Raw genomic sequence first — 16,309 nt, 5'->3', positions numbered from 1 at the left:
AATTTCGTAACCTTACAGTTTTTTTTCCGTATAAAGATAAAAACATGATCCAAGTTCGTTCCCTCAGGGAGAAATGCAACCATGTTTAACAAAATGAGAAGTTGAGGTAATGCACCATATGAATGAAAAATTACAAGCCAATACAGGATATCAGCTGGCTGAGCGGAAGGCGATTCAGTATTTTGCATTACTGTATGATCAGGTCTTAGACAAATCTTATGTGACTACCCTGACAGAAGACATTCAAAAGTGGAAAAAAAATCATATTCATCATTCCTCATGGTTATCCTTTTTTTCACGGAGAAAGAGAAAACCCGATACTCGGGACTATAATAGATACATTCAATGGCTGAATTATACAGGCAAATTGGATGATTATCTGGACCGAAGTGTCTCCTATATTTATATGAGGGACCTAGGCAAAGCTCTGGATTCTCCTGACACACATACCCGGATTCAGCGTGTCATTGCAGACGTAAAAAAACACTTGATCCAATCCACCAGTGCAAACGGGGGAGACCAACCGGAATTTATGAATTTGGCCGGGGTGTATCGGTGGGCCCAGAGGGAAGGTATAGAAACCGCGATAATTTGGGTGATCAACAAACTTAGGTCCGTATCCTCCCATATTCCCAAAGAGATGGATGCCGAGCAAGCCCAGCGCAAACTGATTAAGATCATTATCGGGGTTATTCTGCATGTGATGGAAGAAATGGACGATACAGTGTTGCCTGTGGAACGTGCTCGCAGACTTGATGAAGCCATCAGGCTTGGGTACTCCTATGGTCTAACCTATCCTTTCATTGATGATCTTCTCGATTCCCAGGTTTTGACGGTTGAAGAAAAAGAACAATATTCCCGTATGATACGTGCCGCGCTTCTTAGTGGATCTGTGCCTGAGTTGGGCGATTGGACCGGAAATCATATGGAGTTGATTCAATACATACATTCGGAGCTCTCGGATGCATTTGACTATATTAAGGAACATCAGCGGCCAGACACACAGCAAACATTTTTCGAGCAGTCCTATGTCTTTTTTCATGCTCAAGATATTGACCGTGTTAAGGACCTAACGCGAGCTACTTATACTAATGAAGAGCTTTATATACCCGTTATTTTGAAGTCTTCTTCGTCCCGATTGATTGTCCGTTCCGTGATTAGTGCTCCTGCGGATGAGGGGTTTGAGCAACGAACATTCTTTTATGGTATCTATAACCAGCTTGCTGATGATTTTGCGGATATGGTTGACGATATGAGAGACGGTGCGGTAACACCCTATACCTACTATTTAAAATATCATCATCAGAGATCGGATTTGATCAACCCCTTTGAATTATACTGGGCGGTCATTTCCTATTTGATCCATAACGTATATGACTCCAATGCCATGGCTCGTGAGGTGATACTGGATCGTGCAATGAATGGACTCAAACGTTATAAAGAACGTGTAGGTATTGAAAAGTATGATGAAACGATGGAGATCTTTGCATCCGGAAATCCGGAATTTAATAATCTTATTCAGAAGATGGTACAAAAAGCGGATGATGTAGATTTCTTAGATAAGCTGCTTCGGGACCAGATGATTACCCATCTAAAAAACGATGCGAGGGAAAAGGAAGACTTTTTCAATACGGTCAAAATGGTCCGTGAGCAGATTAACAACCAATTGAAAATTACCAAGCCACAAGGGATTCCGGCCATGAAAGAACAGCTTATTGAGGCTGCAAATTACAGTCTCGAAGGGGACGGGAAGCGGATACGGCCTATATTGACTTGGGTCATGGGCGTGAACGAATATGGATTAGATGCATCGGCAATCGTGCCTCTTCTGAGGTCACTGGAGTATATGCATACCGCATCCCTGATCTTTGATGATCTTCCTTCCCAGGATAATGCGTCTACCCGTAGAGGGCGTCAGACCTTGCATCAGGTGCACAATAGCGCCACTGCGGAACTAACCGGTCTGTATCTGATCCAGAAGGCGATTGGGGAACAATCGTCACTTGACCAGTTCAATGCTGAAACGGTACTTGCCTTGATACAATACTCGGCCCAGAAAGCAGAAGATATGTGTATGGGTCAGGCGATGGATCTGGATTCCAAAGGAAAGGCACTGACCTTGGAGCAGCTGAATATGGTGTGCTTTTACAAAACAGGAGTGGCGTTTGAGGCTTGTCTGGTTATGCCAGCCATGCTTGCACAGGTCAAGGAGTCGGAAATTGCTGCTTTGAAGAAATTTGCCTATCATATGGGGATTGCTTTTCAGATTAAAGATGATTTACTTGATGTGGAAGGAGATATGCTCTTACTCGGAAAACCTGTTGGCCAAGATTCTGATAATAACAATTCGAATTTCGTGTCCATCCTCGGTCTTGAAGGTGCCAGTAAAGAGATGTGGGAACACTATTGCCTCGCTATGGAAGCATTGGAAGAGATCCCACGTAATATTGCTTTTCTGAAGCACTTAATACATTATGTCGTGAACAGGGACCGTTAAAAACGAGTGTACCCCAATGCTCCACAAGAGTAATGGGGTATTTTTACGTTGAATGTGAATATCTGGTGACTTCAGCACCCCATTTTGCCCATTATGGTGCATTCTCCCTTATAATAATACAAAACAGACGAGGAGATGAACTCCAAATGAAAAAAGGAATCTTAGTCGCTTCAGGGTTGGTTGTTGCCGCATTGGGGACGTACCTAATTGCAGGAAATATTCAGAAAGAAGGGACGGAAAACCACGAGACGACAGATATCAAGCAATTGGTGCATGATATCAGTGCAGGCAAGGCAGCAGCCCAGTCTGCTTCCATTAATTCCAGTCAGTTGATTGTCACAGGGGACGATACTCAGACCATGAATTATGATTTGCCTGACAACGAGTTTTTTGTTTCGATTGCGCCATATGTGGAACAGACCCACCCTTGTGCAACTCATAGTCTAACTGGCTGCCAAGGCGAAATAAAAAACGGAGCGTTCAATGTGACCGTTCACGACTCCGAAGGGAATGTCATCATGGAGAATGCCGCTATGAAATCACAATCCAATGGTTTTATTGATCTATGGCTACCGAGGGATAAAACATACCGTATTAGCGTGAATCATGAAGGTAAAACGGCTGAAACTGAATTCTCTACATATGAGAAAAACGATACATGTATCACAACGATGCAGTTGGGTTAACGACGGAGGATGAGGGTTGAGCTTACGGATCGCTGAAACGCTCTAAATCCGCAAAACCCTGCGTTCTCATATATAGCTTTTAGTAAAGAGCCTACGTCTGACGGAGGCTCTTTGTGCTGTCCTAATCTTTTGCTGGAGTTACCGAACAGGTTGGGAGGGAATCTATGAGGAATCAGATAGCGAAACTTTAAATTGTGTATACTAAAAACCTATTAAAACAGCTGCAAACTTCCGACATATTATCTAAGAGCTTTTCGCTCAATATTCCTCGGGGAGATGGCAGCATGTCACAAAATATTAAGAAGCGCGTATTCAGATCATCTAGCATCGCCAACACATTGGCCATGGTCTTGTTAGTCATTATCGTTGTCGTCTTTGCAACCTTGGGGACGTTCATGTTTGCAAGCACGCAAAGCATACTTGTCAAGCAGCAAGAGGCCATGCTCCAGACCAAGACGCAGGCCGTCGTCACTCAATTCGATGCGTTGTTTAAGGAAAAGGGATCACTTGTCAAACAAATGTCAACGAACAATCTTTTTAAGCAATATTTAGAAACCACCCCATCGGCAGAAATGGTGAAAACTTCTCCTTATGCTGCGGAAACAGTAGCGACTCTGGCAGCCATTGTAAAGGCAGAGCCATCTTTTGCCGACGCCTGGATTGCAGGAATATCTGGTAAAGGCTTCTTTCTTCAGAATGATGGTGTTGCTTCTAAACCGGATTTTGATATCCATACACGCCCATACTTCAAGCCAGCTGTTGAAGCAGACGGTTTATACTACTCAGAACCCTATAAGGACGTCAATTCGGGTAATGTGCTCATGGGCATTTTCTATCCGATTAAAGATAGCAGTAACCAATTAATCGGATTTGCTGCTGTCGATATTGCTTTCAAAGACATCCCTGACGTTATGCAAAGCTATTCGCTTGGAAGCACAGGTTATTCGATTCTTGCATCCAAAACAGGTGATATTTTGTATCACCCCGATCAAAATAAAGTGCTGAAAGAAAAGATTAACGAAAGCACAGGTGATCTTGGGGAGATTGGAAAGAAAATGATTGCTGGTGAGTCTGGAGTACAGCTAATTAATGATAATGGGGAACCTCGTTATATTGGGTATGCAACCAGTAAAGATACGGGGTGGTCTGTAGGCTTAACCATTTCTGAAGATGAGGTGCTCACAGAATTAAAAACCTTTACCTGGCTTACCATTGGCGGTTTTGCGGCGGCCACCATCCTGCTCGTTGTGATTTGTTATATAACGCTCCGTTATCTGTTGAGATCAATCCCGAAATTGCTTGCAAAAATCAAGCTGATTGAAAATGGAGATTTGACCGTTCATTTTGATACGCATTCCAACAACGAAATCGGGCAAATTTCTCAAGGAATTTACAATATGGTTCAAAAAATTCAAGGCATGCTCCAAATGGTGGGCGGCTCAGCTCAAGTCTTGAATCAGTCTTCTCATGATTTGCAATCCATTTCTTCCAGAACGGCGATTACTATGAACGATACTGCGACAGCAATTAATGAAATTGCCAATGCAACGAACTACCAATCCATCGAAACGGATAACATTTTACAAAAAACTGGTGCATTATCCGGCCAAATTGACGAAATTGCCAATGATGCCAAAGCCATCGAAACGATGGTGCAAATCTCTGCTGAGCAAAGCGGACAGGGGCTTGCGGTAGTAGATCAGTTATCCAGATGGGCGGAAGAGAATCACAATTCCACACAAGCGATGTCGTCTATTATTCAGGATATTGATCTGAGCCGTCATGAGATTTCCAGCATCGTGGATACGGTCAACCAAATTGCAACGCAGACCAACCTGCTGGCGCTCAATGCTTCCATTGAAGCTGCACGTGCAGGAGAACAGGGCAAAGGGTTTGCTGTGGTTGCCGGGGAGGTTCGCAAGCTGGCTGAGCAGACTGCACTGGCGACACAGGAAATCTACAAGAAGGTACGTGTGATTGAAGAAAAAACCAACGTATCGGTTGAGCATACGGTTCACGGTCTGAAAATTGCAGAAGAAAATGCGAGATCAGTGGAGGACACGAAGCAAGTATTCTTTAGCATTAACAAGGATTTGGAAGATTTGAAATTGCGAATGATCCAGATCAGCACCAACACCTCCAAAGTCCACAAGCACAAAGATGAGATTTTGCAGGCGCTGGAGATCATCTCTTCCACCACCGAGGAAAATTCAGCTTCAACCGAAGAGGTCAGCGCCAGCACGCAGGAACAATTGGAGAGCTTCGAACAGGTTGCTGACCTATCCAAACAATTAAACCAATTGTCCAATAAGCTTCAAGACGAATTAAAACAGTTCAAGGTCGAGTAACATGGTAGGTGGCGGCGATGCTATGGGATGATGTGACGGAGGAACTGGACAAATAAAGGTAAGACATTTTATGATAATGTAAATTGGACTTAATGGATCAATAATTTACTCTTAAAGAATCAGGGACTTAAGATGAATATCCATCTTAAGTCCCTTTTTTTGTGTAAAATTAGATTTCCAACTTTTTGAACGGCTGATATACTAAGGAGGCAAGGGGGGACAGCAGCAAGACGATTAAAGCATACATATCGCAAACGGAACGCTTTTTTGCAAGATTGCAAGGGACCGAAGCAAGCATAAATGATGCACGGTGCAAAAATATGCGTTGGCGCTGCTCGAAAAAGGCCTTTCGCACGCTTATGTTAACCAAGCGATCAGCGCGCTGAAATTTTACTTTCGCCATGTGCTAAAGCAGCCCAAATCCGCCGCCTATGTTCGTCCGAAAAAGGAGAGTAAACTGCCAGATGTGCTGTCCCTGAATGAGGTTATGCGTCTGTTGAAAGCAGTGAAAAATCTAAAGCATAAGGCTATTCTGTACCTGACGTATACATCCGGGCTGCGGGTAAGCGAAGTGGTGAGGTTGCGTCTTGAAGACTGCGACCGTGAACGGAAAGTACTGAAAGTTCGTCAGGGAAAGGGCAGGAAGGATCGGCAAACGCTGCTATCCGAAGCGGCTTTTGCGGTGGTCGAGCAGTATATAGGGGTGGGGCAGCCAGCAGACTGGCTGTTTCCTGGGCAGAGGGAAGGCCGCCACCTGACGGAACGTTCAGCGCAGAAAGTGTTTGAAAAAGCGCTGGCTGAAGCGGGCATTCGCAAACAGGTGAGTATCCATTCGCTAAGGCATTCCTTTGCGACCCACTTGCTGGAGAATGGGATTGATCTTCGCTATATTCAGGAACTGCTAGGGCATCAGAGTGTGCGAACGACGGAGCGGTATACACATGTGAGCAGACGGGACATTGGGCGGATTCAAAGTCCGTTGGATCGGATGAGCGGGCTGGAGGATTGAAACGCAGAAAGTGCCGGAATAAGGAACAAAGTGCAGGATTCACGAAGTTCGTGAATATGACGAAGAGAGCATTCTTTCGGAAGTTCGTAAATAATACGTTAGGCAAAAGTCGAGAAAGGCTGGTCAAATTAAACAAGTAAAAGTGAAAGGATTTATACAAAGTGAAAAATCATATTTTTTATTCTTGGCAGTCGGATTTACCTAATAATACCAATCGGGGTTTTTTGGGAACTTGTATCGAGAGTGCAATCAAAGAATTAAATCTATCTGAACAATTCGACATTGAGTTTAGAATAGATAAAGATACTATGGATGAGCCAGGAACCCCGCATATTGTGGATTCAATTTTCACTAAAATTGAGAAATCAAAATTATTTATTGCTGATGTTAGTATTATCAATTCTGACTACAACAAACGAAAAACACCAAATCCAAATGTTTTAATCGAATTGGGATATGCAGCAAAAGTATTAGGATGGGATAAGATCATTTGCATTTTTAACACAGATTTTGGAGACTATTCCGACCTCCCTTTTGATATAAAATTTAGGAGGCCACTTTGCTATTGTACGGAAGGAAAAAGTAAAGCAGAGGAAAGAAAAAAACTGATTGAGGTAATTAAAAGTAACATATCATTACATGATCCTAGCGAATTTATTCCAATAAACGAAGTAGGATCATATCTAATATTTGAGTCTTCAAAATTTCATTCTCAAATAGAAGAAAAAATTAATAGTCTTTTGCAAGATCTAAAACTTCAAAGTAAGTATGGTTTTACAAGCGATGATTATACAGTAGATATCACGGATGATTTTTTATATAAATTTGAGGAAGAAGAATCGATTGAGGAAGATATTAAATATTTTATCTCTGTCGTATTTACGGATGATACATATACTCATAATAATATAGGTGGACGAGAGTGTTCGTTGATTTTCACACTTAGAGAGAACTTCAAACAAATCAACTTCGGTGAAAACAAAGTTTATAGTGCATTCGAAATAATTACACGTGGCCATTCTCCATCAGGTAAAGGTAGAGATTATCGTGGACTGTCGGATGAGTTTGTAAAGAGACTTGAGTAAATCGAAGAACTCTCGACCATCGCCTAACATAATATTCACGCTGCGGACATTCGTCCTTGATCCGGCATTCGCCAGACACCCAGCATACGCTGGGTCGTGAATACAGGAACGTTATAGGAAATATTCAGAAAATTCCAAGTTATTGAGGAGAGTATATGAATAACTCGTTTAAAATTCATACCGAAAATTTAAACAGAAATTTAGAATCAGTTGAGAGATATATGGGAAGATTCAAAGACAGTATTAAAGGAGACTTAGATAAAGCTTTTGATACCACTTTTGAAAACATTAATAATGTTTTACCATTTAAGGATTTGATTTCAGAAGCGTTAAACAAGATGAAGCCTGAAGAGCAGAGTAATGACGGTTATTCAGATCAGAAAGAAATTGAGATAACTATAGAAATGAACTCCACCCCTTTATTTGTTACGGATCTACAAAATGAGTTGAGTAAAGCTACTGAATTAATTAAGTTATCCAGCGAAAATGCTTATGCTGAGACAAGAGTACATATTTACTCGTTGTTCACTTATATCATTGTAATTTTTGAAGATTACCTAAAAAAGGACAAAGAGGAAACCTTCAATAATTTATTGGCAAGTGTTAATGATATTTTCAAGTCTAACAATATAAACGCGAACAATTGGTATAGAAAAATTAAGCGATTCCAAAAAATCAGGAATTTAATAGTTCATAAAAATGGAGAAAGGAATACTGGTCAATATTTATTATTGACTGTTAATGACGATTTGAAGCCACTAATAAGCACCATTAATGAATTTGTAGAAAAATATCGTTATCTGTTAAAGAGAGTAAATAACAACTAGTAGTTTCAGGGAGATGATCACTTCCTATAACATAATATTCAAGCAGCGGCTCCGCTGGAGCCTTGGTCTGCGGTATGGATTTCGGGGAGGCATTTCAGCAGACAACCTCTAGCGAGGTTCATGAATACAAGAACGTTATAGGAAATCAGCGTACAGAAAAAGTTAAATACCTAATGAGGTGAATACATGCAGAACATAGATGGGTTCTTGAATTTGAAAATCAATCAACTTTCAGCTTATAAAAATGAAAAAATTGTGCTATTTTACGAGTTTTATAAAAACATATCTAACGAGAAGTTAAAAGAAATATTTTCGATACTTCATAGTAGCTTGAATGATTTGTTTTCATTCATGAATAGTAAAAACAGACCGGGATCAGGAGGGCATTATAATGCTGATGAAAGTAGATCGTTGATCAAAATAATTGATAATGTAAGAGTTCTTCAAGCTTCCCTTAAAGATAATTATAGTTTCGAAATAGATCAAGAATATAAAGATATTATGGATTTTTGTAAGACGTTTTTATCAGATAGTGGAGGTAGTGCAATTCCAGATGAATTGAAGCGAGTGAAGATAATCGAAGATAGACCCGTATTTATATTACTTGATACAACAGTAATAAAAACATTAAAAGCAACAGCTACAATAGATTTAAAGCAGATAGGAGAAGGATCGTATGCAAAAGTCTTTAAATATAAAGATCCGTTTTATGATTGTGATTTTGTAATTAAAAGAGCTAAGCAGGATTTAAGGGAAGACGAATTAATAAGATTTCAAAATGAGTATAACGATTTAAAGGCCTTGGATTCTCCATTTATTATTAAGGCCTATTACTATGACAAAGAAAAAACGAGTACACAATGGAGTATGCAAATAAAACGCTTGAAAAGTATATGAATGAGAACAATAACAAATTAACTCTACATAAGAGAAGGATTTTGATAAATCAATTGTTGAATGCTTTTGAGTACATACATTCAAAAGGATACTTGCATAGGGATATTAGCTACCAAAATATTCTTGTAAAAATTTACGAGGATAGTTCCTCGATGATAAAGATATCAGATTTCGGCTTAGTAAAACGACCTGATAGTAAGCTTACCCGGCAGGGAACAGAGATAAAGGGAGCCATTAACGATTATTCTGATCTTGCTGTAGTCGGATTTGAGAACTATGAAGTACGTCATGAAACGTTTGCTCTAATCAAAATCATTTACTTTATTTTAACGGGTAAACAAACAAATTTTCATAAAGAAAAGAATGATGTTGTTAAGGAGTTTATTTTAAAAGGAATATCCTCTGATAAAAATCAGAGATACTCATCTATAGGACAAATTAGAGGAAAATTAATAGAAGATGTATACCCTGCCATACGATCAATGAAGTGATTTCGAAGAAGCTGCTGACATCCTATAACATAATATTCACGCTGCGGACATTCGTCCTTGGCCCGGCATTCGCCGGGCACCCAGCATGCGCTGGGTCGTGAATACAGGAACGTTAGGTGAAATTAATTGTTTTTAATCAAAGGAGTATGATTTAAAGATGAGTTTTACTTCAGAAAATATTCTTCCTGAAGGTACAGCCTATAATAAATTAATAAATTTAATAGCCTTGTTAGGCTACACAAAGCAAAGAAACGAATTCAAAAATCAAGGTATGCTAGCAAGTTATTTTTGGTATGAATATAAGAATTATAGATCGTATGTTGGAGTAGAACTCGACATTTATAAGAAAGACGGTAATATTTTAGTTTATACAAGAACTAGATCAGGGAGAAGTTATTGGGATTTAGAACATCAAAATAAAACTATTAAATATATAAAAGATTATTTTAAAGGAAGTTTTTCAACGGATGAGGGCAAAAACCGTTATTTTATAATAGATGAAAAAGTCCCTACTGAGTTAGAAGCAGGACTTTTTATCGCTAGGTGGGTTTACAAGAATGCACTTATTAAACCCAAAATATATTTAGATTCAAGGAATTTGAAAGGTGATATTTCAAGGGTAGAGCATACAGGCATTTCATTTATAGATGATCTAAATCCAAGATTCTTTTCTAATAACTTGTTAATACCTTACTTGGTAGCAACTTGGGAAGAATATTTGAAGAAATCATTTATTGTGATATTGAAATATACAGATAATAGGGACAAGCTGTTTAAAGAAGCGCGGTTTTCAGTAAATAATCTAAGAGATATCTCTGCTGGGAATACCTCAATTGAAGAAGCTTTAGTTGAAAAATTTTCATTTCAAAGACCACGAATAGTTGCAGAAAATTTTAAAAAGGTTGATGAAAAATTAGATATATTTACTGTATTAAACAAGCCGATTTTAAACAGAAAAGTTTCTCTTTTTGACTCTATTGAAGAAATTGTTGAGTTAAGAAATACATTTGTTCATGAAGGAGGTATGGATTTAAGTATCAATGACAAAAAACTTAAAGTCATCATCAAAGATTTTGAAGTTGCAGTAGATAGGATTTACGATAGATTTGGAGCTTATTATAATTTTGAACCTAGTAGAGATTTTTGATTCGAAGAACATATATTAACATCACCTAACATAATATTCACGCTGCGGACATTCGTCCTTGGCCCGGCATTCGCCGGACACCCGACATACGTCGGGTCATGAATACAGGAACGTTAGGTGTAATTATTGTGAAAATGAAATGAGGGGCACTATGAAGTGGGTCATATCTTTAGCTGGAGATGAAAAGGAACTTTATGAACTTTCAAAGTCACTCAATACCGAAAAGCTAACAATTTTCAAAGAAGAAGGTGAATATCGATTAAAGTCATCAGATATCTTCTCTACTGATGACTATAAAAATGTTTCAGAAAAAGTAGAAAATCTAGTGAAGCTAATAGATGGTGTGACAAAGTTAGTGTTGGGAACACATAAGAGAATTACTGTATCGGATATTTATCTTCTAAATGAATATGGCGGACGTACCTTCTTTATGAGTGCGGAGCTTTCTGGTTCTGCGAGTATGAAGGCAATTCCGCAAATAATAAAAGCTGATGGAACAATTGAAATTTCTGTTTCTAATCCTGCTGATTCTGTACCTGATTTGTTAGAGCTGTGTGAAAAAAACGAGGTAATTGATAAAGTAATAAAATTGATATCGTACGATGATGAAAGTTGGGTAGGATTATATAAAATTTTTGAAGTAATAGCTAAAGAGGCTGATGTAAAATCTTTTTCTTTAATTTCTTCAGAGAGCCTTAAGAGATTTACTAGGACTGCTAACAGCTATAAAGCAATTGGAATGGATGCAAGACATGCATTAGATTATGAACCTCCTAAAGAACCGATGTATATAACAGAAGCACACTCTTTAATTTATTTATTAGTAAACGAATGGATTAGACAGAAAAATTGATGCAATTATCCGAGGGAGGCAATAACTCCACCTAACATATTATTCACGCTACGGACACTCGTCCTTGGTCCGGCATTCGCCGGACACCCGACATGCGTCGGGTCGTGAATACAGGAACGTTATCAGAAATTAATGCAAATCTGAAATGCTCAAATATAAATATCTACTAAGAGAAGGTGCCTTCATGGACAAGAATTCATTAAATAGAAGAAGCATTATTGTTGACGGGGAAAATGGTGTCGGCAGCTCGGAAGAGTTAAAAAAGAATGTTGTTCATAAAACAAACAGCCTATATTGGGATACCAAAGGCAATGACTTCTTAAAAGCAATCGTGCTCCCTTATTATGGAGCATTTATCTCAGAAGAAAAGTGCCAGCTCTTTGGTGATATCTCAGGAAAAAAACTGCTGGAGATCGGCTGCGGAAATGGTCAATCCTTGCAATATCAAGGGGAACGAAACGCATCTGAACTATGGGCTGTGGATATTTCAGAAAGACAAATTGAAAAGGCAGCGCAACATTTGAAGTCATGTGGAATAGCAGCAAAATTGATATGTTCTCCCATGGAAGAAGAATGCGGCATCCCGACGGATTATTTTGACTATGTTTATTCAATTTATGGCATAGGTTGGACCACCGATCTTGAGGGTACCTTTCGACGAATATCTTCTTACCTTAAAAAAGACGGGCTATTTATTTTCAGTTGGTCTCACCCTATACACAGATGGGTTACTACAGAGAATGATAGGTTTGTAATTAATAAGAGTTACTTTAATGAAGGTTGGTATCCGGTAGCAGTTGATGAAGGTGAGCTATTGTTAGTGGACCGTATGCTGTAAACTTATGTAAACGCGCTTGCAAAAGCTGGGTTTGTAATTGAGCTAATGATTGAGGAATCTGATTATGAGTTTATGCAATTGCGGGATGATAACAGCGATATGGCAAAGAGAGCAAAAATGCTTCCAGTAACTTTTGTGATAAAGGCAAGAAAACTATAAGATATAAAAACAAAAGCGAAACTGATTCCAAGATTTTTAGAGGTTCGAGGAAGGTATTGACATCCGATAACAAAACATTCACGCTGCGGGTCGCTGTCGCGCCCCTTGGTCCGCCCGAGGATTTTCAGGGAAGATTAACAGGCGGACAACCCTGCACTGCCTAACCGCATCGCGGCCGCTCCCGTTGGTCGCTTAAGGCAGTGAGGGTTCGTGAATGCCTGAACGTTATCGGAAATCGCTGGAACACATACAAAAGCAGGAGGAATCAATGGAGGATTTGGAGATTCAGGAGACTATAAACAAATATTGCGAATTGGCTATTAGTTATGCACAAAGCTTCAATTGCAACCTAACCTTTGAAGAACCTTCAATCCACACTGTTGAGGAAATTCTCAATCATAATTGGAACAAGCTTAAGAACGCTGATGAGGAAGAGAAGCCGACTGACAATCAAATTTGGTCAATGGCAGTAGTATGGGGAACTTATGTTGGAGAAGTAATGAAGAAGTCGATTGGAGAACCGTGTAAATGGATTTTTGAAGATGGAGAATTATTACTTGAAATAAATAAAATAAAAGCAAATCCAATTATAAAAGCATATAAAAGAATTATTAACGGACCTGAAGATAGTATTGTTTCTTTTTATGATATTGGATGTATGAAACTCAAGGAATATATAAGAACAGGGTCTTGGTAGTAGTTCAATGAGGTCAGCAACATCCGATAACATAATATTCAAGTCGTGGCTCCGTTGGAGCCTTGGTCTGCGGGAAGGATTTCGAAGAGGAATTTCAGCAGACAACCCCTTCGGGGTTCATGAATACAGAAACGTTTTGTGTAATTATTGAAAGGCTCATGGAGGGGAAATCTATGAAAAAGAAAGAATATAAAGATAGATTAATTGAATTACTTAATGAAGGAATTGAAGAACTAACAACAGATCAAGTAATCCAAAAAACGAAATTATTGATTTTTGAATATGAGAAAAAACAAGCGTATAGCACAGAAAATAAGGGGAGACCTTGGACAGATGAAGAGTTAAGAGTAGTATTATCATTTGCACCAACTAAAGAAAACATACTAAAGTTGGCCAAAGGATTTAAACGTAGCTATGGGAGCATTGAACAAATTTTTAGATGGGCTGTAACCACAGATGTAGAGATTATAAATAAGGGAAGAGAAGATGATAGTTTTATAAAACAAATTAGAAGATTGTATAAAGAGATGGGTTGGAAGGCGTAAATTAGGGTGTCAATCAATGGATTGATAACAACACATAACATAATATTCAAGCAGCGGCTCCTTTGGAGCCTTGGTCTGCGAGAAGGATTTCAGGGAAGCATTTCAGCAGACAACCCCTTTGGGGTTCATGAATACAGGAACGTTATGTGAAATTATATCAAGTACCAATATAAACCTGAGAATATCATATAATTAAAATTAATAGGTTCAAGGGAATCGAAAGTGAGGTGGAAATGATCAATCCATACCGTGAATTTGTCGCCAGTATTTCTGCCACAGAATTTGAAAAGTATTGTTTGGAAGTATTGAACGCTTACGCTGAAACCGAAGCACTTAAGAACTTCTCCATACTTCATAACCAAAAAGTTCAGACTAGTGATGGAGAGTACCAAATTGATATTATTGCAGAATTTATAGCCCTGTCTATAAGCTTCAAAGTTATTGTTGAAATGTAAGCGTTATACACGTCCATTGGAACGTGAGAAAATTGTGGTTCTAGCTGATAAGGTACGAAGTTTAGGTGCCCACAAAGGGATATTAATTTCTACATCTGGTTTTCAAAGTGGGGCAATAGAATATGCAAGGCAGCATGGAATTGCTTTGTTACAAATATTCGATAAGTATGTTATGCATATTCAAGCCTCGATCAATCTCCAAACCAACCATATGCTCATGGAATTTATTAGACAATCTCCTGAATTTTACGCTTACCAATGGAACACTAGACTAAATGATTTTTCTGATAAAAAAATATATCCCTCAGAAACTATGTTATTAGAAATTAAAAATAAAGTATTGAAAGAATACAACGAAGATAGCAAATAAGAAGAATACGTTGTAGAACAAAAAATGCTATTTTTGAAATTTGGAAGAATGGGTTTTCTCCTAAAAGAGATAGAACTTCACAACTCCACATAACATAATATTCACGCATCGAGCATACGCTCTTGGTCCAGCAGAGGGATTTCGGGAGAGTACAGGCAACTGGACACACTTGGCATACGCAAAGTGTCGTGAATACCGGAACGTTATGTGAAATAATGATGAAAGGAACATAAATGTGAATATTGGTAGAGAAGAAGGTATTGAAAAATCAAAAATAAACATGCTTGAAAAGCTTTATTATTTGCAACTTGTTGCTTCATTAACACCTAAGAGTTCTGGTGGAATTATGAACAAGTCAGTAAGAGAAAAAATTTTTGAGATTGCAAATTTTATAAAAGAATCTTCTGCTTTAGAATTTCATGCTAGAGAAGTACAACTTTATGAATACCTTGTCCAGATTTACAATACGTATAAAACTGTAATTAAACCAAAAATAAACCACAGAAAGATTGGTAGAGATTTTAATGAATTATTTGCTGAAGAAAATCGAAATCCGTATTCATATGGTATTGAATATGGATGGATCAAAGAGAGAATAGAAATTGTCAACGATCCATGGCCGTCGGACTTGCCATATCAATCGAAAATTGGTATAGGAGCGCATTTTCCTTCTGTTGGGATAGAGGAAGAATTTATGCTTAGAGATGCTTTTTATTTGTTGGTAAAAGCATATGAGGTACATGAAGATATGCATGCAATTGCAAAAAAGTATAAAGACAATGGAAAGGATGTTGAAACAAAAGAGGATTACCTGATTCTTTCTAGCTACAATCATACAGTTGCGACTTATTCACGATTAGGAACACAAAGCTTTTACTTTTTTACTGAAGCCTTTATAAATAGTATAGGTTTCGATTATTACTTAAGAAATAAAGACAAACTAGAAAGTAATGAAATTGAAGTTTTACAAGGGAAGCATAAGGGTAGGTTTATCCCTCTTGAACAAAGAATTCAAAAGTTTCAATCTATTATAAGATCCGATAATCGTATAGTAGTTATTACAACCGATGAAAATCAAATTAAAGAACCTTTTAAAACATTTTTCAATGAAATAAAAGAAATTAGAGATGCTGCATCTCATTTTACTCCTCTTAAAGGAGAAATTTGGAGAAAACCAGATGAGTGGTTGAATAAGGTGTCGTCTGCAGCAAAAATTTGTATGGAAGTATCAAAACAATGTTGGTTAGCTTGTTATCCTGATCGTGATTTGCCTGAGTACTTGGTAGGATTGGATTACGATGAACATATTGAAACAGCCAGGAAGAGGTCACAAGATATTAAGATGCATCTTTAGAACTGATAAATAATCAACTCTAAATCCATCAATATTTCGAATGTAATCAAG

The 16,309-nt window shown here is 38.3% G+C and carries 15 protein-coding genes and 1 pseudogene; all 16 read left to right on the top strand.

Features of this window, described 5'->3' with window-relative positions:
• Nucleotides 1-109: 109 nt before the first annotated feature.
• The 16 genes and pseudogenes from JOE49_RS23615 (at nucleotide 110) to JOE49_RS23540 (ending at nucleotide 16,258) form a co-directional block, all read left to right on the top strand.
• Nucleotides 110-2,497 carry a polyprenyl synthetase family protein gene (locus tag JOE49_RS23615; RefSeq protein ID WP_209943113.1) on the top strand — a complete coding sequence of 796 codons (2,388 nt, stop codon included), beginning with the start codon at nucleotides 110-112 and terminating at the stop codon, nucleotides 2,495-2,497.
• A gap of 146 nt (nucleotides 2,498-2,643) precedes the next feature.
• Nucleotides 2,644-3,183, top strand: coding sequence for a CueP family metal-binding protein (locus JOE49_RS23610; RefSeq protein ID WP_209943111.1), 540 nt, complete (start codon nucleotides 2,644-2,646; stop codon nucleotides 3,181-3,183).
• Nucleotides 3,184-3,467: 284 nt separating this feature from the next.
• A complete protein-coding gene (locus JOE49_RS23605; protein WP_209943102.1) occupies nucleotides 3,468-5,531 on the top strand; it encodes a methyl-accepting chemotaxis protein in 2,064 nt (687 codons plus the stop codon).
• 310 nt (nucleotides 5,532-5,841) lie between these two features.
• Nucleotides 5,842-6,540 carry a tyrosine-type recombinase/integrase gene (locus JOE49_RS23600; protein WP_348635888.1) on the top strand — a complete coding sequence of 233 codons (699 nt, stop codon included), beginning with the start codon at nucleotides 5,842-5,844 and terminating at the stop codon, nucleotides 6,538-6,540.
• 161 nt (nucleotides 6,541-6,701) lie between these two features.
• Nucleotides 6,702-7,625, top strand: coding sequence for a hypothetical protein (locus JOE49_RS23595; RefSeq protein WP_209943100.1), 924 nt, complete (start codon nucleotides 6,702-6,704; stop codon nucleotides 7,623-7,625).
• 155 nt (nucleotides 7,626-7,780) lie between these two features.
• A complete protein-coding gene (locus tag JOE49_RS23590; RefSeq protein WP_209943098.1) occupies nucleotides 7,781-8,452 on the top strand; it encodes a hypothetical protein in 672 nt (223 codons plus the stop codon).
• Nucleotides 8,453-8,638: 186 nt separating this feature from the next.
• Nucleotides 8,639-9,349: a protein kinase family protein gene (locus JOE49_RS23585; protein WP_209943090.1), complete on the top strand. Its 711-nt coding sequence runs from the start codon at nucleotides 8,639-8,641 to the stop codon at nucleotides 9,347-9,349.
• The gene (locus JOE49_RS23580; protein ID WP_209943088.1) at nucleotides 9,313-9,840 is read left to right on the top strand and encodes a protein kinase domain-containing protein; all 528 of its coding nucleotides are present in this window, start codon (nucleotides 9,313-9,315) and stop codon (nucleotides 9,838-9,840) included. The genes JOE49_RS23585 and JOE49_RS23580 overlap by 37 nt, the downstream gene beginning before the upstream one ends.
• Nucleotides 9,841-9,997: 157 nt before the next feature.
• Nucleotides 9,998-10,987 carry a HEPN domain-containing protein gene (locus JOE49_RS23575; RefSeq protein WP_209943086.1) on the top strand — a complete coding sequence of 330 codons (990 nt, stop codon included), beginning with the start codon at nucleotides 9,998-10,000 and terminating at the stop codon, nucleotides 10,985-10,987.
• 151 nt (nucleotides 10,988-11,138) lie between these two features.
• Nucleotides 11,139-11,840 carry a hypothetical protein gene (locus tag JOE49_RS23570; RefSeq protein ID WP_165149805.1) on the top strand — a complete coding sequence of 234 codons (702 nt, stop codon included), beginning with the start codon at nucleotides 11,139-11,141 and terminating at the stop codon, nucleotides 11,838-11,840.
• A 184-nt stretch (nucleotides 11,841-12,024) separates the two neighbouring features.
• Nucleotides 12,025-12,837 (top strand): annotated as a pseudogene (locus JOE49_RS23565) (class I SAM-dependent methyltransferase).
• Nucleotides 12,838-13,105: 268 nt separating this feature from the next.
• Nucleotides 13,106-13,534: a hypothetical protein gene (locus JOE49_RS23560; protein ID WP_209943084.1), complete on the top strand. Its 429-nt coding sequence runs from the start codon at nucleotides 13,106-13,108 to the stop codon at nucleotides 13,532-13,534.
• 173 nt (nucleotides 13,535-13,707) lie between these two features.
• Nucleotides 13,708-14,079 (top strand): hypothetical protein, encoded by a 372-nt coding sequence (locus JOE49_RS23555; RefSeq protein WP_209943083.1) that lies wholly within the window; start codon nucleotides 13,708-13,710, stop codon nucleotides 14,077-14,079.
• Nucleotides 14,080-14,312: 233 nt separating this feature from the next.
• Nucleotides 14,313-14,534, top strand: coding sequence for a hypothetical protein (locus JOE49_RS23550; protein WP_209943074.1), 222 nt, complete (start codon nucleotides 14,313-14,315; stop codon nucleotides 14,532-14,534).
• Nucleotides 14,535-14,550: 16 nt separating this feature from the next.
• Nucleotides 14,551-14,904 (top strand): restriction endonuclease, encoded by a 354-nt coding sequence (locus JOE49_RS23545; RefSeq protein ID WP_209943072.1) that lies wholly within the window; start codon nucleotides 14,551-14,553, stop codon nucleotides 14,902-14,904.
• Between the two features lie 235 nt (nucleotides 14,905-15,139).
• Nucleotides 15,140-16,258, top strand: a complete 1,119-nt coding sequence (locus JOE49_RS23540; RefSeq protein ID WP_209943070.1) for a hypothetical protein — start codon at nucleotides 15,140-15,142, stop codon at nucleotides 16,256-16,258.
• Nucleotides 16,259-16,309 lie beyond the last annotated feature (51 nt).

It is taken from the genome of Paenibacillus sp. PvR133 (genome assembly GCF_017833155.1).
Taxonomy (GTDB): Bacteria; Bacillota; Bacilli; order Paenibacillales; family Paenibacillaceae; genus Paenibacillus; species Paenibacillus polymyxa_B.
This window is presented reverse-complemented; position numbering and strand designations above follow the sequence as displayed.